Raw genomic sequence first — 21,216 nt, forward strand, 5'->3', positions numbered from 1 at the left:
GCACCGGCGTAACCCGGCGGTAACAACCGGCTACCCGCCATGACAACACGCCAACCGTGCCGGGGAGAAGATTCCGAACCAGGCTCCACGCCGTCGGATCGGTGACCACGCTGGAGGGCATGCCGCCGCCGAGCCCCACCCCGGCCGCCCGGACCCCGCGTGCCGCCCTGGCCGAGCTGCTCGCCGGCAACCGCCGCTTCGTCAGCGGCCAGCCGGTGCACGGCCACGACGTCACCGCCGCCGCGGCCGTCGCGTCCGGTGACCAGCAGCCGTACGCCGTCGTGCTGGGCTGCATCGACTCGCGGGTCCCGCTGGAGGCGATCTTCGACCAGACCTTCGGCTCGATCTGCGTGATCCGCACCGCCGCCCACGTCCTCGACCGGGCGGTGCTCGGCTCGATCGAGTTCGTGGTCGGCCAGCTCGACGTGCCGCTGGTGATGGTGCTCGGGCACGAGCGCTGCGGGGCGGTCGGCGCGGCGGTGGAGGCGCTGCGCGCCGGGGAGCGGCCGGGCGGCTCGCTGGCGTACGTGGTGGCGCAGATCGCCCCGGCGGTCGCCGAGGTCGGCGCGGACGACCCGGAGGCCGGTCCGCTCACGGTCCGCCGGCACGTCCGGCGGACGGTGGCCGCGCTGCGCGCCGACGACCTGCTCGCCGGCCCGGTCGCCGCGGGGGAGGTGGCGGTGGTAGGCGCCCGCTACGACCTGGCCACCGGCGAGGTCGCCCTGCTGGAGGAGTAAGGAAGGGCCGCGTGCCCGCAGACGCAGAACCGCCCGCCGGGTGACCCCGGCGGGCGGTTCGTGGTGTCGCGGTGCGGGACTCAGCCCTCGAAGACGCCGGCCTCGACGAGGCGCTTCTCGGTCTTGTCCCAGCCGTGCTCCGGGTGCGCGGCGGCCAGGCCGTTGATCTCGGCACGGATCTTGGCGGCGTGGCCGGCGGCGGCCAGCGCCCGGATCTCCTCGACGAAGGCCTCGGAGTCGGTGCGCAGGTGCGCGGTCTTGCCGTTGGTCAGGTTGCGCACGTAGGCGTGCTTGCCGCCGTTCAGCGGGATGAGGTACTTGAACTCGCCCAGAACGCTGAGGGCGCCACCCTGGCCAGCCTGGCCGGCCCGGACGGACGCGCGCGCGGTCTTAGAGGTGTTGCTCGCCACGGAGGTACTCCTTGCAGACGTACGGGAGGACTGAAACGTCCGGGGGCTGTTGCGGGTGACGCCCGGATGAGCCTCGGCCCGCGAAGATGTGCGGCGGCACAGAACCGCCCAGAGAACTGTACACGACCTCGACGCCTGGCTGGTCGTCGCGCCGTCACGGTGGTCAACGGGGTCAGCCGCCCGGGTATTTCCCGGTTGCTGGCGGCGGCGAATTTTCCGATTCGCTGGCGCACCATCCGTCACACCAGTCATCATGTGTTCCACGGGCACCACTCGGACGGACGAGGTCGTAGGGGAAGACGCACCTCGCTCACCGGGAGGTCACCGTGCCAACGCGTGGCGTCGTTTACGTCCACTCGACCCCGCTCGCCGTGTGCTCGCACGTCGAGTGGGCGATCGCGCGCGTCCTCGCCGCGCCGGTCAACCTGCAGTGGACGGCCCAGCCCGTCGATCCCGGCGCCCGGCGCGCCGAGTGCGGGTGGACCGGCAGCCCGGGGACGGGCGCCGAGCTGGCTGCTGCCCTCCGGCAGTGGCCCATGATCCGTTTCGAGGTGACCGAGGAGCCGAGTCCGGGCGTCGACGGCGAGCGGTTCATGTACGTCCCGGGCCGTGGCCTGTTCCGGGCCACCGTCGGCGCGGCCGGCGACATCCAGCTCGGCGAGGACCGGCTGCGGGCCATCATGGCCGGCGCGCGGGCCCCGGAGGCGCTGGCGCACGCGCTGGACAAGGCCCTCGGCACCGCCTGGGACGCCGAACTGGAGCCCTACCGGTACGCCGGGGACGGCGCGCCGGTGACCCTGCTCACCCGGGTGGGCTGACGATCAACCGAGTTGCCCCGATACGGTGGGTCGCGTGTCGATTTCCCCGCGACGTGCCGGCGTCGCGCTCGCCGCACTGACCGCGCTGCTCGTCTCCGGGTGCTCGCGCGGGCCGGAGGGCCCCCGCCCCGCCCCGTCACCGAGCCAGTCCTCCGCCGCTGCCCCGTCGCCCACCCCCGCCGACCCGGCCGCCCGGGCCGCGGTGCTGGTGCGGACGCTCGCCGACGAGGACCTCGTGGGCCAGGTGCTGATGCCGTACGCGTACGGCGACTCGGCCACCAAGGTCTCGCCGGGCTCCGCCGCCGGCAACCGCGCCCTCGCCGGCGTCGACACCCCGGCCGAGATGGTGGCCCGGTACCGGCTCGGCGGGGTGATCCTGGTCGGCTTCAGCGCCGACGACCCCACCTCCGGCAACCAGGAGACCACCAACGTCGACAACCCCAAGCAGGTCCGTGCGCTGACCACCGGCCTGCGCGCGGCCGCCGGCAAGCTCCCCACCGGCTCCGCCCCCTTCCTGATCGGCACCGACCAGGAGTACGGCGTGGTCACCCGGATCACCGACGGGGTGACCCTGCTGCCCAGCCCGCTCGCCGCCGGCGCGGCCGGCGACCCGAAGCTGACCGAGGCCGCCTGGCGGGCCGCCGGCGCCGAGCTGGCCGCCATGGGCATCAACATGGACTTCGCGCCGGTCGCCGACGTGCTGGCCACCCGGAGCACGGTGATCGGCTCCCGCTCCTTCGGCGCCGACCCGGAGAACGCCTCCGCCCAGGTGGCCGGCGCGGTCCGCGGGCTCCAGGCCGAGGGGGTGGCGGCCAGCGTCAAGCACTTCCCCGGGCACGGCCTGACCGCCGCCGACTCGCACAAGGACCTGCCGGTCGTCAGCCAGTCCCGGGCCGTGCTGGACCGCACCGCGTTCCCGCCGTTCCGCGCCGGAATCGACGCCGGGGCGATGGCCGTGATGTCCGCCCACCTCGACGTCAAGGCCGTCGACCCGGGCACCCCGGCGACCTTCTCCCACAAGCTCCTCACCGACGTGCTCCGCGGCCAGCTCGGCTTCCAGGGCGTGGTGATCACCGACGGGATGAACATGGCGCCGGCCAAGCGCTGGTCGCCGGGGGAGGCCGCGGTCCGGGCGCTGAACGCCGGCAACGACCTCATCCTGATGACCCCGAACGTGGGCCAGGCGTACGACGGCCTGCTCGCCGCGCTCAAGGACGGCTCGCTGCCCCGAGCCCGGCTGGTCGACGCGGTGACCCGGGTGCTGACCATGAAGTTCAAGCTGGCCGACCGGCCCACCCCGGACCTGTCCACGTTGGGCAGCGCCGAGCACCGCAAGGCCGCCGACGAGCTGGCCGCCGCGGCGGTCACCGTGCTGCGCGGCCGGTGCGGCGGCCCGGTGGCCGGCCCGGTCACCGTCACCTCCTCCGCCGGCCGTGACCGGACCCGCGCGCTGCTGACCCAGGCGCTCACCGCCGCCGGGGTGAAGGTGGTGCCCAGCGGCGGGACCGTGGTGCACCTCGTCGGGTACGGCGACGGCGCCAGGGACCTGCGCGCCGACGCGGCGGTGACGGTGGCCATGGACACCCCGTACGTGTTGGCCGGCGCGAAGTCGCCGATGCTGCTGGCGACGTACTCGTCCAGCCGGGCGTCGATGACCGGGCTGGCGCAGGTGCTCGCCGGCAGGGCCCGGCCGACCGGCCGGTCCCCGGTGAAGGTGGCGGGGCTGCCCGCCACCACCTGCGACACCTGACCAGGGACGCTGCCCGGCGACCGCCCCGAGCGGGACCGCTCCGCTGGTAGCGTCGGCCCCGTCCGCCGCCGCAGCGAATCGGGGGGTCGAGCGCGTGACCACACCGCAGCCGGCACTCTCCGTGGTGGTGCCGATGTTCAACGAGGTGGCCGTCCTGCCGCTGCTCGTCGAGCGGCTGCGCGGCGTGCTCGACCGGCTCGGTGAGGCGTACGAGGTGGTGGCCGTCGACGACGGCAGCACCGACGGGACCGGTCCCGCGCTGGCCGCGCTCCGGGCCGGCTGGCCCGAGCTGCGGGTGCTGCGGTTGCGCCGCAACAGCGGCCACCAGGCGGCCCTGCACGCCGGGCTGCTCCGGGCCCGGGGCGGATACGTGGTCAGCATCGACGCCGACCTCCAGGACCCGCCCGAGGTGATCGTCGAGATGCTCCGCCGGGCGCGCGCCGACGGGCTGGACGTGGTCTACGGCGTCCGGGCCGACCGGAGCCGGGACAGCCGGTTCAAGCGGTGGACCGCGGCCGGCTACTACCGCCTCGTCCGGCGGCTGGTCGGCGAGCAGGTGCCCGGGCAGGCCGGAGACTTCCGGCTGCTCAGCCGGGCCGTGGTGGAGGCGCTGCGGGAGTTGCCCGAGCCCAATCCGGTGCTCCGGCTGGTGGTGCCCTGGCTCGGCTTCCCCAGCGGCGAGGTCGCCTACGAGCGGCAGGAGCGGGCCGCCGGCCGGACCAAGTATCCGCTGTCCCGGATGGCCGGGCTGGCCGCCGAGAGCGTCACCAGCTTCTCCGCGGCCCCGCTGCGGTTGGCCACCTGGCTGGGCCTGGCCGGGGTGGTGGTCTGCGGGGTGCTGGTGGTGGTCGCCGTGCTGGCCTGGCTCGCCGGCGCCACGGTCTCCGGCTGGCCGTCCCTCTACGTGGCGATCCTCTTCCTGGGCGCGGTGCAGCTGCTCTGCCTCGGCCTGCTCGGCGAGTACGTGGCGCGGATCTACACCGCCGTGCAGGGCCGCCCGGCGTACCTGGTGGCCGGTGACAGCGTCGGTGAACCGCACCGCCCCGACCCCGCCGAGCTGGCCGACAGCCTGCGGTGACCGCCCTCGCCACCGGGGACGCCACCCCGTCCACCGCCGACCCGCGCCGCCGCCCGACCCTGGGCCGCTACGCCCCGGCCGTCGCCGGGTACGCCGTCGCCGCCGCCGTGCTGCTGGTCGCCGGCACCCCGGTCGCCGCCCTCGCCCGCTGGACCGGGTACGCGCTGCTGGCCGTGCTGCTCCCCGGCACCCTGGTGTTCCGCGCGCTGCGCCGCCGGCCGTACACCCTGGTCGAGGACCTGGCCCTGGGCGCGGCCGTCGGCCTGGTGCTGGAGCTCGCCGCCTGGGCCGGGTTCACCGCCCTCGGCGTGCCCGGCTGGCTGCGGCTCTGGCCGCTCGCCGTGCTGGTGCCGTTCGCCGCACTGCCCCGGCTGCGCCGGCACTGGCGGGTGCGGTACGCCACCACCGTCCCCGCCGGCTGGGCCTGGGCCCTGGCCGGGGTGGTCGCCGGCTTCACCCTCTACCTGTACCGGTCGTTCCTCGCGGTCAACCCGGTGCTCCCGACCGGCGAGGGGCAGGCCCAGTACATCGACCTGGCGTTCCAGCTCTCCCTGGCCGGGGCGGCCACCCACCAGGTGCCGCCGGACGTGCCGCAGGCGGCGGGAGAGCCGCTGCACTACCACTGGTTCGGCTTCGCCCACCTGGCCGCCACCAGCCTGGTCAGCGGCGTCGACCTGCCGACCGTGTTCTTCCGGCTCGGCGTGCCGGCGCTCTGCGCCCTCGCCGCCGTGCTGGTCGCGGTGGTGGGCTGGCGGATCACCGGCCGGCCGTACGCCGGGGTGGTGGCCGCCGCGCTGATGTTCACCGTCGGCGAGTTCGGCTTCGAGAACGGCTGGCGGCAGCTCTTCGGCACCCAGGCCACCTTCATCGTCTGGGGCAGCCCGTCGATGACGTACAGCTGGGTGCTGCTGCTGCCGCTGATCGCCGCGCTCGGCGAGGTCGTCGGCCGGGCCCGCGGGGTGACCGTGCCGGCGCTCGGCCGGGGTGCCTGGGTGCTGGTGGTGCTCTTCCTGGCCGCCTCGACCGGCGCGAAGGCCAGCTCCCTGCCGGTGGTGCTGGCCGCGCTCGGGGGCACCGCCGCGGTGACCCTGGCGGTCCGCCGCCGGCTGCCCCGGGCCGTGCTGGTCGCCGCCGGGCTGGCCCTGGCCGCGCAGCTCTTCGCCACCGCCGTGCTCTTCGCCTTCGAGAGCCACGGGGTGACCGTCGAGCCGTTCTCCGGGCTGCGCCCGTACCTGCCGACCGGCCGCTCCGCCGGGTTCACCGCGCTGGTCTGGACGGGCCTGTTCCTGGCGTTCCTGCTCAGCCTCCAGCTCCGGCTGGCCGGCGTGCCGGCGCTGCTGTGGCTGCGCCGCGGGCGGCTGGCGCCGGTGCAGGTGTTCCTGCTCGCCGGCGCGCTCGCCGGGCCGGCCGGCTACCTGCTCCTCGGGCACCCCGGCAGCAGCAACCAGTACTTCACCCGGACCGGCTTCGCCTTCGGGGTGCTGCTGTCGGCCTGGGGCTGGGCCGAGGTCGCCGACCGGGCGGGGCTCTCCGCCCGGGGTCGCCGGCTGCTCGGCGCCGGGACGGCCGGGTTCGCGGTGCTGCTCACCGCGGTCCAGCTCGGCGCCGCGACCAGCACGCCGGCCACCCCGGCGTACGCCCCGGTGCTGCCGCTGCTCGGGTGGGCCGGCGCGCTGGCCGCGGTGGCGCTGGCGGTGGCCCTGTACTGGCCGATGCTGGCCGGGCGCTGGCCCGGGCTGGCCGGCCGGGGCGGGCTGCTGCTGCTCACCGCCGTGCTGGCTGCGGGCACCCCGGGCCTGGTGCTGGACGCGGCGGCGGCCCGGCACCATCCGAACGGCGGCGCGTACCCGGTGGTGGCGATGCCGGCCTCCCGGGTCGAGGCGGCCCGCTGGGTGTCCGCGCACAGCGACCCGGCGGACGTGCTCGCCACCAACGTGCACTGCCGGGAGGTGGTGGACGGCTGGTGCGACGCCCGCTCGTTCTGGCTGAGCGGCTACGCCCAGCGGTCGGTGCTGGTGGAGGGGTGGGCGTTCGCGCCCCGGATGGTGGGCCGGCCCGAGGGCCCGTACGCGCCGTTCTGGGACCCGGCCCGGCTGCGGGCCAACGACACCGCCTTCACCGCGCCCACCGCAGCCGGGCTGGCCGCCCTGCGCGACCGGTACGGGGTGCGCTGGCTGGTGGTGGACCGCGAGGTCGGCCGGGAGTCAGCGGCGCTGCGCACCCTGGCCGACCTGCGCCACGACAACGGCCGGGTGGCCGTCTACCGGCTCCGCTGAAAGGAAGGGCCCCTTGTCAACACACGTCTGTTAACAGGAGGCCCTTCCTTTCGCGTCAGGGGAGGTGAGCTGGCGTGCCAGCGCCGCGCCGTCCGCCTCGAACGCGGCCAGCACCGACGTCGGCGTACCCGAGGTCACCGGCACCACCACGGTCACCGGCGAGCCGCCGGACAGCGGCACGGTGCGGCTGCCGGTGGCCTGGTCACCGTCCCAGCCGTACAGGTACGCGGTGCCGGCCCGGTCCGCCACCAGGGTGACCGAGACGCCGTCCGCGACCGTACGGGCGTCGGTGAGCCGCAGCGCGCCGGCCGGCAGCCGGGGCACGGCGGCCGGGGCGACCCCGTCCATGCTCGACTGCGCGATGGTCTGCGGGCTGTGCACGCTGCGCGCGGCGGTGTCCGGGAAGACCGGCGCGCTGGGCTGGCGGGTCGCCGGGGTGTACCCGGGCAGGGTCACCAGGCCGTACCGGTACGGGTCGGCCCGGACGCCGGTGAACGTCGACCAGCCGAGCCGCGACTGCGAGGTCAGGTCCTGGGTGTCCGAGTCGTAGACCAGCACGTTGAAGCCCATCCGGGCCGGGTCGACCGCGTCCGGCAGCACCGCGAACGGGATGCTCGCCTCGATGGTGTAGCCCGTGTACGGCGTGCTGACCTTGCTGACCACGGTCATGCCCGGCGCGGTCGTCGCGCCCGGCCCCTGCCGGTTGTCGGCGTCCCGCTGCCAGCACGGCGGGTCGCCGTTGGCCGGGTCGTCGGTGACCGGGAAGATGCCGGCCTTGAACACGGTCGAGGTGTCCGCCGAGTTCCCCGTCGGGTCGACGATGATTTCGACGCTGTCGGTACGGCGCTGCCGCTTGCAGTCCTGCGGCACCACCTTCCGGCCGAGCACGTCGTCGGTGACCTGGACGTAGACCTTCAGGGCGTCCTCGGTCCACGCGATCCGGCCGATCGCCGAGGCGTCCTGCGGCGTGGTCGGCTCGCCCTCCCAGATCCGGGAGAGGTCCAGCTCCGGGCCGGGGTACTCGCCGGGGGCGGCCACCCCGTCGACCGCGTGGGCGGTCCCGGCGTGCGGCACCTCGCTGGTCGGCACGATCTCCAGGGCGCCGGTCTCGACCGTGCTGCCGGCGGCGCTGGTGGTGGTGATGGTGATCCCGTAGTCGCCGTCCGTGCCGCCCTCGTTCGCCGTGGGCAGGCCGGCGTCGGTGTTGGTGACGGTGAAGCTCACCGCGCCGGTCTCGCCGGGGGCCAGCTCGGCGTAGCTCTTCGTGGCCGCGTCGGCGGTGAACCCGGTCGGCAGACCGAGGGTGACCTGTCCGCGCTGTGCGGCCTCGCCGTGGTTGCGCAGATCCACCCGGACCGACCGGCGCTGCCCGGAACCGATGGTGAGCACCGGCTTGATCAGCGTGTCCAACTGCGGGTAGCCGCTGTCGCCGACCCAGTCCCGGAAGATGCCCACCTCGGGCAGCGGCTCCAGGCTGCCCCGCACGTCAGCGACCACCCGTACCGCCCGGTCCGTACGGCCGGTGCCCTGCCCGGTGGCCAGAGTCGCCCCGACGAACCGCTGCTGGTTGGTGCCGGCGGTGCCCGGGACGGTGACGGTGAAGGTGGCGGTCCGCTCCTGGCCTGCGGGCACCGCGTCGAGGAGCGTGCCGGAGCCGGTGGCGGTCCAGCCCTCGGGCAGCCGGAGGGCGATCCGCGGCCGGGTCAGCGCCTGGTTGCCGGGCGCCCGGAGGTGCGCGGTCACCTCGACGGTCTCGCCGGGGGCGAGGTCGAAGCGGTCCGTGGTCAGGTAGAGCTCGGTGCCCTGGGGTAGGCCGCCGGGCGCGGCGGGCAGCACCGAGCCGCGCAGAATCGCCTCAGGGGAGGTGTCCGCCGGGTCGTACGGGACCCGGCTGTCCACCAGGGTGTAGAAGTCACAGCGGATCTTGGCCGGGTCGGTCGGGGCGGCGGCGGTGCCCGCCCAGCCCTGGGTGGCGTAGTCGCGGCGGGCGTCCACCTCGATCTCCGCCCAGGTCTTCCCGGTGCTGCTCGGGGTGCCCTCCCAGACGCCGAAGACCTGGTCGGTCGGCACCGTCGGGACGAAGCTCGACGCGCACGCCGGTCCGGCGGACGAGCTGCCGGTGCCGCCCGTACGCAGGAACTTCGCCGGCCGGAAGGGCTTCAGGCCCTCCTTCGAGAGCTGCTCGGGGAAGGCGTTCGGGTCGGCGGCGGCGTGAAACGCCTCCGCGGCGAACCGGGCGGCCTGCTGGTGGTTGCCGTGGTTGCCCGGGGTCGGCGACGGGTTCATCGTCAGCACGATCTCCGGACGGGTCTGCCGGATCACCCGCACGATCTGCCCGAGAGTGTCGTCGTGTCCCCAGATCCGCTCGGAGAGCGGGGCCGAGGCGGTGTACCAGAAGTCGACCCGGTCCAGGTTGTACAGGTTCTCCACCCCGGCCCGGCCGATCGCGGTGCGCTCCTCGCGCTCCCGGATGATGCCGAGCGGTGGGCCCTCCTCGAGGCCGACCGCGTTGCCGCCACCCTCGCCCCGGGTGATGGTCACGACGCCGGCCTTGGCACCGTACCTCTCCTTCCACTGGCCGAGGGTCGCGAGGCTGCCGGCCTCGTCGTCGGGGTGGGCGCTGACGAAGAGCACGTCGAGGTCGACGCTCCCGGCGGGCGGGGTGGGCGCGGGTGCGGCGAGGGCCACGCCCGGGACCCCGGAGAGGGCCAGGGCGAGTGCCGTGGGCAGGAGGAACGCCTTGAGTCGCATGCGGATCCTTCCGTCTGGGCGGGTCCGGGCAGCGGCCATCGACATCGGACGCAGGAGGGCGCCGACGTGCTGGTCGCGTTCGGACGGTGGGTGATGGGCGGCGGGACGGCGGACGCCGGGCGGCGCCCGGGCCGCCGGGTACGCAGCGGTGCGGGACTCCGTACACACTGGAAGGCCTTCGCTCGGTGACGCTAGGGACCGACGCGACGGGCCGTCAATGCTGTGCAAGATCTTTCTTAATTTGCGGAAGAAACGAAGTCGGCCGTCATGGTGCCTCCCGATCTTGCTGGTCTCGGCGGAGCGTTGTCCGGTCGCGGCCGGATTCGTCGACATTTCCGCTGCTTATCGCCGGTCGCCTGGTCGGCTGAGATCGTTTCGTTACTTGACTCAATAATTCGTTCGCCGTAGGAAGGAAGTGTGACTGACGTGGTGACACCACCGACGAGCCCGGTGAGCCGGGAGCGGTCGAAGGAGATCAAGCGGCTCTCCGTGATCTCCGCCGCCCGACAGGTACGGGTGCTCTCCCGTGCCGAGCTCACCGAGCTCACCGGGTTGAGCCCGGCCACGCTCACCCCGCTGGTCCGCGACCTGATCGCCGAGGGATACCTGATCGAGCGCGGGCCCGGTGCGTCCCGGGCCGGACGGCCGCGGGCCATGCTGGAGTTCAACCCGCGCGCCGAACTGGTCGCCGCCGTCTCGCTCGAGCCGTCCCGGATCAGCTGCGAGATCGCCGACAGCGACGGCGCGGTGGTCGCGCACCGGACGGTCCGGCTGACCGGAGACATCGTCGACCTGATCTGCAAGGCGGTGCCCGAGCTGGCCGGCGACGGCCTGCCCGCGCTGCGCGGGGTCGCCATCGCCGCCCCGGGCGTCTCCTCGGGGGGCGCGGTCCGGCTCGCGCCCTCGGTCGGCCTGGTCGAGGCCAGGCCGGTAGGGGAGTCGGTGCAGCGGCGGCTCGGCGTACCCGTGGTGGTGGACAACGACGTGAACCTGATGGCCGCCGGTGAGCACGCGGCCGGGGCGGGCACGGACGTCGCCGATCTGCTCCTGCTGCACGTGGCCGACGGCGTCGGCGCCGGCCTGGTGCTGGACGGGCAGGTCCGCCGGGGATCCGGCGGGGCGGCCGGCGAGGTCGGCTTCCTGCCCCTCGACCCGGCCGACCGCGGGCACGACGGGATCGGCCCGTTCGAGGCCCGCTGGTCGGAGAGCGCGATCGCCGAGAAGGTGGTGTCCCTGGCCCCGGGCCGCCGTCCCGAGTCGCCGGTCCGGGCGTTGGTCGAGCTGGCCGCCGCCGACGACCGGGCCGCCGCGTACCTCGACGAGGTGCTGGTCGCCTGGTCCCGGCTCATCGTCTCCTGCGCCTGTGTCGTCGACCCCGGCCGGGTCCTGCTCAGCGGGGCCGCCGCCGAGCTGGACGACGCTGCGGTCGACCGGCTCCAGAACCTGGTGTCGGCCGCCGCGCCCAGCCCGACCGAGGTCCGCCGGGCGGTCCTCGGCGACCGGGCCGTGCTGCACGGCGCGGTCAGCTACGCCCTCTCCGCCGCCGCCGCGGGACTGTCCACCCTGCTGCCGACCCCCTGACCTTTCCCGCCGAACAACGCAGTTCCCCCACACCCCTCGGAGGTACCCCATGAGACGTCGACTTCTTCTCGCCGGAGCGCTCGCCGCCGTCCTCGCCGCCGGCACCGCCTGCGGCGGCGGCGCGAACGACGCGGCCACCGGCAGCACCGAGAAGCTGACGATCTATACGGCCCGCGACAAGAAGGTCGCCGACTTCGTCGTCGACAAGTTCACCGCCAAGTACCCCGAGTACAAGGGCAAGGTCGAGGTCCTCAACCTCGGCGCTCAGGAGATCCTGGAGCGGGTTCGGGCCGAGAAGGCCAACCCGCAGGCCGACGTCTGGTGGGGTGGCACCCAGCAGGGGCTGGCCGCCGGCGCCTCGGAGGACCTGCTCGCCGCCTGGCAGCCGTCGTTCGCGGGCAAGATGGACGCCAAGTACAAGGATCCCGAGGGCCGCTGGTTCGGCGAGATCCTGCTGCCCGAGGTCATCATGTACAACAACAAGGCCCTCACCCCGGAGCAGGCCCCGAAGGACTGGGACGACCTGCTGAAGCCGGAGTGGAAGGACAAGATCATCATCCGTGACGTGGCGGCCTCCGGCACGATGCGGTCGATCTACGCCTCGATGATCCAGCGGCAGTCGCCGGACGGCAGCAACCCGCAGCCCGGCTACGACTGGCTGAAGAAGCTCGACGCCAACACCGGCGCCTACGCGGCCAACCCGACCGACCTCTACCTGAAGATGTCCCGCCAGCAGGGCGTCCTCAGCGCCTGGAACCTGCAGGACATCCTGCTTCAGGCCAACCAGTCCAACATGCCCTTCGGGTACGTGATGCCGGCCTCCGGCGCCCCGGTCCTGGTCGACGGTCTGGCTACGGTCAAGGGCGGCAACACCGCCGGCGCCCAGAAGTTCATCGAGTTCCTCTTCGACGACTCGCTCCGGGCCGACCTGGCCAAGGACTACTACCAGATCCCGGCCGTGGACATCGCCCAGAAGCCGGAGTGGCTGACCCAGCTCAACCTCAAGCCGCTGGACGTCAACTGGGACGTGGTCGGCAAGCACGAGACCGAGTGGATCAACCACTGGAACAGCCAGATCAAGAACAAGGGCTGATCCTTCCGGGGTGCCGGGTGCGTGACCGTGCCCGGCACCCCGCCTCTCGTACGCACCGCCAGACCGGGTCTGGCCCCACCCACCACCGGTCGGACCCGGTACCGGACGCAAGGAGAGACATCATGATCGATGTCACGCTGGAGTCGGTGAGCAAGCGCTTCGCGCGCGCCGGCGACACCGCGGCCGTCGACGACGTCGACCTCAGGATCGCCGCGGGGGAGTTCTTCACCCTGCTCGGACCGAGCGGCTGCGGCAAGACCACCACCCTGCGCATGGTGGCCGGCTTCTACTTCCCCACCTCGGGGCGGATCCGGTTCGGCGAGGAGGACGTCACCCACCGGCCACCGAACAAGCGCGACACCGGCATGGTGTTCCAGAACTACGCGCTCTTCCCGCACATGACCGTCGCGCAGAACGTCGCGTACGGCCTGAAGATCCGCAGGGTCGGCCGGGCCGAGTCCCGGCGGCGGGTCGAGGAGGCGCTGGGCCAGGTACACCTCGCCGGGTACGGCGACCGCCGCATCGACCAGCTCTCCGGCGGCCAGCAGCAGCGGGTCGCGCTGGCCCGGGCCCTGGTCATCCGGCCCCGCACCCTGCTGCTCGACGAACCGCTGTCCAACCTGGACGCCAAGCTGCGCGAGGAGACCCGGGTCGAGATCCGCCGGATCCAGCGGGAGGCCGGCACCACCTCCATCTACGTCACGCACGACCAGGCCGAGGCGATGGCGATGTCCGACCGGATCGCCGTGATGGAGTCCGGCCGGGTCCAGCAGATCGGCGCGCCGCAGGAGATCTACCACCGGCCGGCCAACGCGTTCGTGGCCCGGTTCATCGGCCGCAGCAACGTGCTCAGCCTGCCCGTGGCCGCAGCCGGCCCGGAGACCGTCACCGTGGCGCTGCCCGGCGGTGACCAGGTGGCCGTGGCCGCGCCTGCCGGGCACGGGCTGCGCGAGGGCGGCGTCGCGCTGGTCTCCGTGCGGCCCGAGCACATCGGGCTCACCTCGGCCACCCAGACCGGCGCCGTCAGTGGGCGGGTGGCCGAGCTGGAGTTCACCGGCATGGCCACCAACCTGGTGGTCGACGTGGCCGGCGAGCCGGTGCAGGTCGCGGCGATCGACGTCCCCGCCGGACTCGCCGTCGGCGACCAGGTCGGGCTGCGGCTGCCTGGTGAGCGGATGTGGGTGGTGCGCCCATGAGCACCATCCCGGCCACCCCCGGCGCGGCCACCATCCCGCCGGCCACCGGGGAACCGGCGCCGCCGCGGCCCCGCCGGTCCCGGCGGCTCACCGCCGGCGCCAACTCGCCCTGGTTCCCGTACGTCCTGGTCTTCCCGCTGGCGCTGATCCTCTTCGGGTACGTCGTCCAGCCGATGTTCGCCACCTTCGCCGAGAGCGTCGGAGTGGACGGCCCGGCGAACTACACGACCTTCCTCACCGGCGACGGGGTCGCCCGGTCCGCGCTGGTCACCTCGTTGGTGATCTCGGCGGCCAGCGTGCTGCTCTGCGGCATCGTCGGGGTGGCGATGGCGTTCCTGCTCAAGCGCTTCTCGTTCCCGGGCCGCCGGCTGATCGAGGCCATCATCCTGGTGCCGGCGGCACTGCCGCCACTGATCGGGGCGATCTCGTTCCAGCTGCTCTACAGCGAGACCGGCATCCTGCCGCGCGGGCTTCAGCACCTGTTCGGCACGGAGAGCCCGGTGCTGCCGTTCAGCGGCATCGCGTGGGTGCTGGTGGTGCACACCTTCACCATGTACCCGTTCTTCTACCTGGCCACCTCGGCCGCGCTGGTCGGCATGGACCCGTCGGTGGAGGAGGCCGCGTACAACCTGGGCGCCGGCCGGGTCCGGGTCTGGCGCACGGTGCTGCTGCCGATGCTCACCCCGGCGCTGGTCTCCGCCTCGCTGCTGGTCTTCATGACGTCGCTGGCGTCGTACACCGCTCCGTTGCTGTTCGGGGTGGACCAGACGATGACCATGCAGATCTACATCAACCGCACCAACGGCGACCTGCCGATGGCCTCCACGTACGCCTCGGTGCTCGGCGTGGTGTCGGTGCTGTTCCTGCTCGGCATGCGCTGGTACGAGGGGCGGCGCAGCTACCGGTCCCAGTCCAAGGGCATCGCGGCGCACCGCCGCGAGATCACCAACCCGTTCGGCCGCTGGCTGGCCCTGCTCGCCTCGGTGCTCGCCACCGTGGTGCTGCTCGCCCCGGTGGGGACGATCGCACTGGTGGCCTTCTCGCAGGACGGTTCCTGGACCACCGAGGTGATCCCCTCGGCGTACACCACGCAGAACTTCGTCACGATCTTCTCCGACCCGGAGGCGTACCGGCCGATCGTCAACTCGCTGCAGATGAGCCTGATCGCCACCGTCGGCTGCGTCGTGGTCGGCGTGCTCATCGCGTACGCGGTGCGCCGGCTGAACTTCCGCGGCCGTGGCCTGCTCGACGTGGCGGTCATGCTGGCCTGGGCGCTGCCCGGCACGGTGGTGGCGATCAACCTGATCTCGGCGTTCAGCACCGGCAACGCGTTCAGCTTCGGGCAGGTCCTGATCGGCACCTTCTGGATCATGCCGCTGGCGTACTTCGTGCGGTTCCTGCCGCTCGTTTTCCGGTCCAGTTCGGCGACGCTGGCCCAGCTCGACCCGTCGCTGGAGGAGGCGGCCCGCAACCTCGGCGCCTCCTGGTGGCGGGCGTTCGGGACGGTCACCCTGCGGTTGATGCTGCCGGGGGTGCTGGCCGGGGCGCTGCTCGCCTTCGTGCACGGGGTCGGCGAGTTCGTCGCCTCGGTGCTCATCTACACCTCGGAGACCGCGCCCATCTCGGTGGAGATCAACAACCGGATGTACTCGTTCGAGGTCGGCACCGCCGCCGCGTACGGCATGCTCCAGGTCGTCCTGATCTTCGTGGTCATGGTGATCTCCGGGCGGCTGGAGAACGGTGGCCGGGCCAACCGGGAGGCGGCGCAGTGGACGGCGTGACCGACCGGTGGCCGGCGGGCGGCGGACTGCTCCCCGCCGCCCGGATCCCCGGCGGCGAGCTGGCAGCCGTCGCCGCGGCGGCGGACTTCGCGGTGCTCCCGGTCGGCGCGGTCGAGTGGCACGGCCCGCACCTGCCGCTCGGCACCGACCTGATCCTCGCCGAGGGCTTCGCCGGGGAGAGCGCCGCCGAGGGTCCCGGGCCGCGCGGCGTGCTCTTCCCCGCGGTCGCCTACGCCGCCTGCCCGGGGCAGACCCGACCCTGGCCCGGCACGGTCGCGATCCGACCGGAGATCGCGGTCGGCTACCTCGCCGACGTGATCGACGGGATCGTCGCGGCCGGATTCCCCCGGCTGCTGGTCGTCAACGGCCACGACGCCAACATGTCCACCGTCCGGGCCGCCATGGAGTGGGTCTCCGGGCGGAGGACCGCCAGCCTGCTGCTGGTCAACTGGTTCCAGCTGGTCACCCCGGCGGAGACCGCCGACATCTTCGGCGAGCCGCCCGCCCGGGGGCACGGCGGCGCGTACGAGACCTCCGGCGTGCTCGGCTTCGACCCCGGCGCGGTACGTCTGGCCGCCGCCGCCGACCTGCCGCCGCGACCCAAGCTGCCGGTGAGCCATCCGTACGTGCTGGTCGAGTCCCGCCCCGACCCCTGGCAGGGCTGGTCGGGGCACGTCTCGCTGGCCAGCGAGGAGGCCGGCCGGAGGGTACGCGCGCTCGCCGTGGAGCGGCTGCGGGAGATCGTGGCCGCCTGGGTGGCCGCCCCGGCGCCGTCCCCGCCCACCGCCGACCCGCTGCCGACCGGGGGAGAGTCATGACCGTCGACCGAGGACTGGACGTCGTCGACTTCCACCTGCACTTCCGGATCGGTGCCGACGAGACGATCCACGCCTGCGAGCAGGCCGCCGGCATGCACCCGGGCGGCGAGCACGAGCGGGCGGTACGGGCCGCGGGCTCGGCTCCGTACGCCCGGCAGTGGCGCCAGGCGTGGGGCTTCCCCGCCCCGGAACCGCCCGCCGAGCGCTGGCAGGACGAGGCGGACCGCTGGGCCGAGGAGCTGCGCGCGGTGAACGTCCGCCGGGCCGTCTTCGTCACCGGCGGCGGCAACGACACCCTCGCCGACGTGGTGGACCGCCACCCGGATCTGCTGCTCGGCTTCGCCCACCACGATCCGTACGGCCCGGACGCCGCGGGCGAGCTGGAGCGCGCGGTGACCGAGCGCGGCCTGCGCGGGCTGAAGCTGTTCGCCCCGCTGCTGCGCGGCCCGCTGGACCACGAGGACCTGGATCCGCTCTGGGGCACCGCCCAGCGCCTCGGCGTGCCCGTCCTGATCCACATCGGCCACTACGGCAGCGCCGGCGGCCTCAGCATCGGCCGGTACGGCGGCCCGGACGAGCTGGCCCGGATGGCCCGCCGCTTCCCGGAGCTGGCCGTGGTGGTGCCGCACTTCGGCGTGCAGTACGTGCAGGAGCTCTTCTTCGCCGCCTGGGGCTGCCCCAACATCCACGTCGACACGTCCGGCTCGAACCAGTGGGTGCGCTGGATGCCGTACAAGCTGACGCTGGAGGACCTCTTCCGCCGCTGCTACGAGACGATCGGCCCGCACCGGATCGTCTTCGGCAGTGACTCGTCCTGGTTCCCGCGTGGCTACGTCACCCGCTACCTCGACGACCAACTGCGGGTCTGCCGGGAGCTGGGCCTGCCCGACGACCACCTCCGCGCGATCTTCGCCGGCAACGCCGAACGACTGCTCGGCCTGACCGACTGACCGGCCGCAACCCGGGGCGACGGGCGCCGCGTCCGAGCCCCGGCCTGGAAGGAAGTAAGGAACCGCGATGCTGACCACCTACCAGCGGCACCACCTGGCGCCCACGTACGACCACCACGTCGGCCACCTCTACCCGGCGATGGTGCGCGCCAGCCAGGCGCACGTCGTGATGCTGACCGAGCAGGGGCTGATCCCCGCCGAGCGGGGCGCCCGGTTGCTGCGCGGGCTGGCCGAGCTGCGCGCCGACACGACTCCGGCGCCGGCGTACGACGGCAGCTTCGAGGACACCTACTACCTGCTGGAGAAGCGGCTCGCCGCGGCGTGCGGCATCCCGACGTCCGAGCTGGACGTGCAGATGGCCCGTAGTCGCAACGATCTGGACGCCGGGGTGTTCCGGATGCTGCTGCGCGACCAGCTGCTCGGCGTGCTGGACCGGGTGCTCGCCACCGGGCGGACCGCGCTCGACCGGGCCGATCGGTACGCGGACGTGGTCATCACCGGCTACACCCACCGCCGGCCGGCCCAGCCCACCACCATCGGACACGCCCTCGCGGGGTACGCCGAGGCGCTCGCCGGCGAGGCGGCCGCCTACGCCGACCTGATCGACCAGCTCAACATCTCGCCGCTGGGCTCCTGCGCGTTCGCCGGCACCGACCTGGAGATCGCCCCGGCCCGGGTGGCGGAGCTGCTCGGCTTCGCCGGCCTGGTGACCAACTCCTACGAGGCCGTCGCCGGCGCCGACCACCTGGTCCGGGTCGGCACGCTCAACGCCCAGGCCCTGGCGACCGGGGCGCGGCTGGCCCGCACCCTGATGGACTGGCTGAGCTGGAACTGGGTCACCACCCCGGCCGACTTCACCCAGGGCAGCAGCATCATGCCGCAGAAGCGCAACCCGGTGGTGCTGGAGCATCTGGTCTCGTACGCCGGCGCGGCCGCAGCGGACGCCGCCTCGGTCCTGAACAACGTGGGTGCCGCCTGGTGGGAGGACTCCAACAACGCCACCACCGACGTCCAGGTCCGGCTCTGGGAGAGCAACGATCGGGCAGCGCGCTTCTTCGCCCTGGTCGGCGGCTTCCTCGCCGAGATCGCGCCGCTGTCCCCGCCCAGCCGGGAGGAGATCGTCGCCTCCGGCGCCACCACCACCGCGGCGGCCGACGCGCTGACCCGGCACGGCGTCCCGTTCCGGGCCGCCCACTCGGTGGTCGGCCGGCTGGTCCGGGCCGGCGCGCCGGACACCTGGACCGCCGAGGGCGTCCGGGCCGCCGCCGACGGGCTCGCCGGTCCGCTCGACGACGCTGCGGTCGGGGACCTGATCGCCGCCGCCGTCCGTCCCGACCTGGTCCTGAACCGGGTTCAGGCGGACGGCCCCGGCGCCGCCGCGGTGCGCGCCCAGGTGGGTACGCTGCGCGTCGCGTTCGACGCGACCGCCGACCGGCTGGCGGCGGTGCGCGACCGCCTCCACCGGGCCGACGAGGCGCTCGACGCGGTCGCCGCCGAGCTGGTGGCCCGGTGAGCGTGCGGCTCTCGGGGCCTCCGGTCGCCGGCACCCGTACCGACGGACTGCTGCTCGGCATCGACTTCGGCGGCACCAAGATGGCCGTCGGGGTGGCCGACGCGCAGGGACGGCTGCTGGTCCAGCGGCGGGTCCCCACGTACGCCGACCGGGGCGCGCCGCAGGCGCTGGAACGGGCGTTGGACCTCGCCGGGGAGCTGGTTGCCGGCGTCGGTGGCCGGCTGGTCGCCGCCGGGGTCGCCTCGCCCGGCGTGGTCCGCCCGGACGGCATCGACCTGGCCCCCAACGTGCCCGGCTGGGAACGGCTGCGGCTGGCCGACGCGGTCCGGGAGGCGCTCGACGTGACCCGGGTGGCGGTGGACAACGACCTGAACGCCGCCGCCCTGGCCGAGCTGCGGCTGGGCGCGCTGCGCGACACCGACCCCGGGCTCGTGGTGGGGATCGGCACCGGCGTGGCGGCGGCCGTGACGATCGGGGGCGGGGTCCTGCCCGGTCACCGCGGCGCGGCCGGCGAGATCGGGTACGCCGTGGCCGGCGGCCCCTGGCCGGGGACCATGCTGGAGCTGGACTTCTCCGGCCGGGCCCTGGACCGGCTCGCCGAGGATCTGGGGGTGCCGGGCGGGGCCGCCGGGCTCGCCACCGCGGCGGAGCAGCCCGGGCCGGCGCGCGACGCGCTGGCCGCCCGGGTCGACGAGGTGGCCCGGCACCTGGTCACCTGCTGCCTGCTGCTGGACCCGCAGCGGGTCGTGCTGGTCGGCGGGGTGACCCGCAGCGCGTTGATCCGCCGGATGCTGGTCGGCCGGCTCACCGAGGTGCTGCCGCACCGGCCCGACGTGGTGCTCTCCCGGTTCGCCGACGACGCCGCGCTGCTCGGCGCGCTCACATTGGCCCGGGAGGCGGTGCCCTCGCCCCGCTGACCTGGTCCGTCCGGCCCGCCCCCGGCGGGCCGGACGCACCCGCGACGCCCGCTCGTGCGGGCTGGTCCACCGGCTCAGCCGGCGCGGGTCACTCCCAGTTCCGGTTGTTCTTCGCGGTCTGCTTGGCCAGCTGGTACGCCGGCAGCATGGCCTGGTGCTCCGCGTCGTCCGCCCCGCCCAGGGTCAGCAGGAACCGCCCCCAGATGGTCGACACCAGGATCGCCCGCTCGTGGGTGCCGGTGGGCCCGACGAATGTCGCCTCGAAGGAGTCGAGCGGTCCGGCCTTCGTCCGGCGGTACTGCCGGCCGGTGGCCTCGCCGTACACGTCGAGGAACTTGTCCATGACCTCCTGCTGGCTGCCGCGCCCGTCAGCCTTCCAGACCCGGAGGAAGCCGAGGTGACCGGCGGGCTTGGCGTCGATCTCGCAGACCGGCACCGCGCGGCCGATGGCGGCGTCCCGGCCGTTCTTCACCGCCTTCGCCCGCCACTTCGCCGGCACCGAGAAGATGAGCTCCATCGGGCACGGGCTCGCCTTGTCGCCGATCTCCCCGGCCGCGGCGGCCGGGGCGACCTCGTCGTACCAGGGCGGGCCGGCGACCACCGGCGAGGCGGTCGGGCTCGGCGACGCCGACGGGCTCGCGGTGGCCCGCGGCTGCTCGTCGCCGCAGCCGGCGGTCCCGGCAAGGATCAGTGCGGCCAGCACGGCCGTCGCGGTACGTCGCAGCATCCCCGTTCCTCCTGCTTCCGTGCCGTCCTGTTCGACGGTGGTCCAGGGATGCTAGTAGATCTTGGTGGTCGGCGCGGACCCGTTTACCGGCCGGTCAGGCCGGGCGGTGGGCGCGCAGCATCAGCGAGACGCCGGGCAGGCTCCGCACCGGCAGGTACCGCTCGGCCGTCACGACCGTGCGCAGGCCGAGGTTCACCACGGGGTGCGGGGCGTCCAGGTCGCTGCCGGTCGACCGCCGGCGCCGCCAGGCGGCCACCGGCCGCAGCAGGACGTTCCAGCTCCACAGCTCGTCGACGACCAGGCCGGCCTTCTCCACCACGGCGCGCAGCCCGGCACGGTCGTAGCGGCGGACGTGCCTGACCGCGACGTCGTGCGCCGACCAGAGCCGCATGTCGGCCGGCACCGCGATGAGCGCCGTGCCGCCCGGCTGCAGGACCCGACGGATCTCGGCGGCGGCGAGGTGGTCCTCGTCGAAGTGCTCCAGGATGTCGAAGGCGACCACCAGGCCCAGGCTGGCCGAGGGGACCGGCAGGTGCCGGGCGTCGGCCCGGATCACCGCCAGACCGCGCTCCCGGGCCACCCCGGCGCCCTCCGCGCTGTACTCCAGGGCGAGCGGCCGCCAGCCGTGCGCCCGCAGCACCCGGGTGTTGCCGCCGCCGGCCGCGCCGACGTCCAGCGCCCGCCCCGGGCGCACCCCGGCCGCCGCCAGCCGGCGCAGCGCCCGGCTTAGAGCGACCGGCAGTAGGCATCCAAGATACGGACAGGCGGGTACTCCGATGTAGCGAGCAGGCACGGGAATCGATCATCAGAGTTGTCTACG

Annotated in this window: 17 protein-coding genes; 13 read left to right on the forward strand and 4 right to left on the reverse strand. The window is 74.1% G+C overall.

From position 1 onward, the window contains the following. Nucleotides 1–119 precede the first annotated feature (119 nt). The gene (locus tag ACGFI9_RS34905) at nt 120–737 is read left to right on the forward strand and encodes a carbonic anhydrase (RefSeq protein WP_393185002.1); all 618 of its coding nucleotides are present in this window, start codon (nt 120–122) and stop codon (nt 735–737) included. A gap of 80 nt (nt 738–817) precedes the next feature. Here the strand turns inward: ACGFI9_RS34905 and ACGFI9_RS34910 are convergent, their stop codons facing one another. Continuing rightward, a complete protein-coding gene (locus ACGFI9_RS34910) occupies nt 818–1,147 on the reverse strand; it encodes a hypothetical protein (protein ID WP_393184964.1) in 330 nt (109 codons plus the stop codon). Nucleotides 1,148–1,473: 326 nt separating this feature from the next. Here ACGFI9_RS34910 and ACGFI9_RS34915 point away from each other — a divergent pair, with 326 nt between their 5' ends. From ACGFI9_RS34915 to ACGFI9_RS34930, 4 genes are all read left to right on the forward strand, one after another. After that, nucleotides 1,474–1,965 carry a DUF3145 domain-containing protein gene (locus ACGFI9_RS34915; RefSeq protein WP_393184966.1) on the forward strand — a complete coding sequence of 164 codons (492 nt, stop codon included), beginning with the start codon at nt 1,474–1,476 and terminating at the stop codon, nt 1,963–1,965. A 34-nt stretch (nt 1,966–1,999) separates the two neighbouring features. Then, entirely contained in the window at nt 2,000–3,715 is a 1,716-nt protein-coding gene (locus tag ACGFI9_RS34920; RefSeq protein WP_393184968.1) for a glycoside hydrolase family 3 protein, read from the forward strand. A gap of 94 nt (nt 3,716–3,809) precedes the next feature. Then, nucleotides 3,810–4,793, forward strand: a complete 984-nt coding sequence (locus tag ACGFI9_RS34925; RefSeq protein WP_393184970.1) for a glycosyltransferase family 2 protein — start codon at nt 3,810–3,812, stop codon at nt 4,791–4,793. Next, the gene (locus ACGFI9_RS34930) at nt 4,790–7,069 is read left to right on the forward strand and encodes a hypothetical protein (RefSeq protein WP_393184973.1); all 2,280 of its coding nucleotides are present in this window, start codon (nt 4,790–4,792) and stop codon (nt 7,067–7,069) included. Before ACGFI9_RS34925 ends, ACGFI9_RS34930 begins: the two co-directional genes overlap by 4 nt. A gap of 30 nt (nt 7,070–7,099) precedes the next feature. Here ACGFI9_RS34930 and ACGFI9_RS34935 read toward each other — a convergent pair whose 3' ends face one another. Next, entirely contained in the window at nt 7,100–9,820 is a 2,721-nt protein-coding gene (locus ACGFI9_RS34935; protein WP_393184975.1) for a sugar-binding protein, read from the reverse strand. A gap of 417 nt (nt 9,821–10,237) precedes the next feature. On the opposite strand from ACGFI9_RS34935, the gene ACGFI9_RS34940 reads away from it, so the two are divergent. The 8 genes from ACGFI9_RS34940 to ACGFI9_RS34975 all read left to right on the forward strand — a co-directional run bounded on the left by ACGFI9_RS34940 (nt 10,238) and on the right by ACGFI9_RS34975 (nt 19,669). After that, complete coding sequence (locus ACGFI9_RS34940) at nt 10,238–11,401, forward strand: ROK family protein (protein WP_393184977.1); 1,164 nt, start codon at nt 10,238–10,240, stop codon at nt 11,399–11,401. A 49-nt stretch (nt 11,402–11,450) separates the two neighbouring features. After that, nucleotides 11,451–12,494, forward strand: a complete 1,044-nt coding sequence (locus tag ACGFI9_RS34945) for an extracellular solute-binding protein (RefSeq protein ID WP_393184978.1) — start codon at nt 11,451–11,453, stop codon at nt 12,492–12,494. A 122-nt stretch (nt 12,495–12,616) separates the two neighbouring features. Beyond that, a complete protein-coding gene (locus ACGFI9_RS34950) occupies nt 12,617–13,690 on the forward strand; it encodes an ABC transporter ATP-binding protein (RefSeq protein ID WP_393184980.1) in 1,074 nt (357 codons plus the stop codon). Then, a complete protein-coding gene (locus ACGFI9_RS34955; RefSeq protein WP_393184982.1) occupies nt 13,687–15,471 on the forward strand; it encodes an ABC transporter permease in 1,785 nt (594 codons plus the stop codon). Before ACGFI9_RS34950 ends, ACGFI9_RS34955 begins: the two co-directional genes overlap by 4 nt. After that, nucleotides 15,459–16,289, forward strand: coding sequence for a creatininase family protein (locus ACGFI9_RS34960; protein WP_393184984.1), 831 nt, complete (start codon nt 15,459–15,461; stop codon nt 16,287–16,289). The genes ACGFI9_RS34955 and ACGFI9_RS34960 overlap by 13 nt, the downstream gene beginning before the upstream one ends. Beyond that, on the forward strand, nt 16,286–17,239 hold the full coding sequence (locus tag ACGFI9_RS34965) for an amidohydrolase family protein (RefSeq protein ID WP_393184986.1): 954 nt from the start codon (nt 16,286–16,288) through the stop codon (nt 17,237–17,239). Before ACGFI9_RS34960 ends, ACGFI9_RS34965 begins: the two co-directional genes overlap by 4 nt. 67 nt (nt 17,240–17,306) lie before the next feature. Further along, complete coding sequence (locus ACGFI9_RS34970; protein WP_393184987.1) at nt 17,307–18,752, forward strand: lyase family protein; 1,446 nt, start codon at nt 17,307–17,309, stop codon at nt 18,750–18,752. Beyond that, the gene (locus ACGFI9_RS34975) at nt 18,749–19,669 is read left to right on the forward strand and encodes an ROK family protein (protein ID WP_393184989.1); all 921 of its coding nucleotides are present in this window, start codon (nt 18,749–18,751) and stop codon (nt 19,667–19,669) included. The genes ACGFI9_RS34970 and ACGFI9_RS34975 overlap by 4 nt, the downstream gene beginning before the upstream one ends. Before the next feature lie 88 nt (nt 19,670–19,757). Here the strand turns inward: ACGFI9_RS34975 and ACGFI9_RS34980 are convergent, their stop codons facing one another. Then, nucleotides 19,758–20,396 (reverse strand): lipoprotein, encoded by a 639-nt coding sequence (locus ACGFI9_RS34980; protein ID WP_393184990.1) that lies wholly within the window; start codon nt 20,394–20,396, stop codon nt 19,758–19,760. Nucleotides 20,397–20,490: 94 nt separating this feature from the next. Beyond that, nucleotides 20,491–21,189 carry a class I SAM-dependent methyltransferase gene (locus tag ACGFI9_RS34985; RefSeq protein ID WP_393184992.1) on the reverse strand — a complete coding sequence of 233 codons (699 nt, stop codon included), beginning with the start codon at nt 21,187–21,189 and terminating at the stop codon, nt 20,491–20,493. Nucleotides 21,190–21,216 lie beyond the last annotated feature (27 nt).

Source organism: Micromonospora sp. NPDC048930 (assembly GCF_043197935.1).
In the GTDB taxonomy this organism is placed as follows: domain Bacteria; phylum Actinomycetota; class Actinomycetes; order Mycobacteriales; family Micromonosporaceae; genus Micromonospora.

Excerpts from the sequence above, each read along its gene's own strand:
- ACGFI9_RS34905 (WP_393185002.1), top strand. The coding sequence starts at position 120 with ATGCCGCCGCCGAGCCCCACCCCGGCCGCCCGGACCCCGCGTGCCGCC.
- ACGFI9_RS34935 (WP_393184975.1), bottom strand. The coding sequence starts at position 9,820 with ATGCGACTCAAGGCGTTCCTCCTGCCCACGGCACTCGCCCTGGCCCTC.
- ACGFI9_RS34945 (WP_393184978.1), top strand. The coding sequence starts at position 11,451 with ATGAGACGTCGACTTCTTCTCGCCGGAGCGCTCGCCGCCGTCCTCGCC.
- ACGFI9_RS34950 (WP_393184980.1), top strand. The coding sequence starts at position 12,617 with ATGATCGATGTCACGCTGGAGTCGGTGAGCAAGCGCTTCGCGCGCGCC.
- ACGFI9_RS34955 (WP_393184982.1), top strand. The coding sequence starts at position 13,687 with ATGAGCACCATCCCGGCCACCCCCGGCGCGGCCACCATCCCGCCGGCC.
- ACGFI9_RS34965 (WP_393184986.1), top strand. The coding sequence starts at position 16,286 with ATGACCGTCGACCGAGGACTGGACGTCGTCGACTTCCACCTGCACTTC.
- ACGFI9_RS34970 (WP_393184987.1), top strand. The coding sequence starts at position 17,307 with ATGCTGACCACCTACCAGCGGCACCACCTGGCGCCCACGTACGACCAC.
- ACGFI9_RS34980 (WP_393184990.1), bottom strand. The coding sequence starts at position 20,396 with ATGCTGCGACGTACCGCGACGGCCGTGCTGGCCGCACTGATCCTTGCC.